This window comes from Bartonella sp. AP40SXNS (assembly GCF_042195825.1).
Taxonomy (GTDB): domain Bacteria; phylum Pseudomonadota; class Alphaproteobacteria; order Rhizobiales; family Rhizobiaceae; genus Bartonella.
The window spans coordinates 1-656 of sequence record NZ_JBHIPB010000118.1 but is presented as its reverse complement, the minus strand read 5'-3'; the positions used below and the strand labels follow the sequence as shown (position 1 = coordinate 656).

1 protein-coding gene and 1 pseudogene are annotated in these 656 nt (G+C 34.1%); both read left to right on the top strand.

What is annotated here, in order from left to right; all coding sequences use genetic code 11:
* Positions 1-362 (top strand): annotated as a pseudogene (locus ACFILZ_RS10090) (hypothetical protein); the annotation flags it as partial.
* A gap of 104 nt (positions 363-466) precedes the next feature.
* The coding region (locus ACFILZ_RS10085) for an antA/AntB antirepressor family protein (protein WP_375611087.1) at positions 467-656 on the top strand (190 nt) is incomplete at its 3' end.

Here is a 656-nt window from a genome sequence, read left to right as displayed (position 1 = left end):
TCTTATTAATTCCAATGAAATTTTATTAGTTTCCTACGATGATAATCAAAACATTGCAGAGTCTGGAACACTTGATGCAAGCTAAATTCTAAGCATTGTTGATGAGGCAGATGATGCAATCCAAATCTTTCGTATAAATCCTTCTGAGAAGAGTTGCGAATATATCTCTGAAGAGATTGCAGACGCATATGTAGAAGAAAATATTGAACAATCTCCATGAGGATAGTGAGGCTCATTACTTTGTACGTGAAAGTGATACTTACAATGAACTTTTAGACGAGATAGCAGATGAAAAATATAATGATGAGATTTACGGTACTTACGAACAACAACACCGTTTGCGTCCTTGTGATGTGATTTAAATTCTGAGGGCGTATTTAAAAGCGCCCCCTTTAATTCATCAATAATTAATTAGAGTAAACTCATGACCACACATGATAATAATATTCATAGTGAATGATATCTCATACCTGAAAACGAGGTAGAAGACAAAATCGGTTATGTCCAAATGGTTAATGCCCATGTAATGCATAGGCACTTACATTTGAAACAAGATTTTTCCACTTGGTTTAACGATTGTGTTGAAAAGTTTGATCTAAAAGAAGGCGTGGATTTTGTTTTTACAAAACAAGAATGGAACAGACAGAAGATTTGTC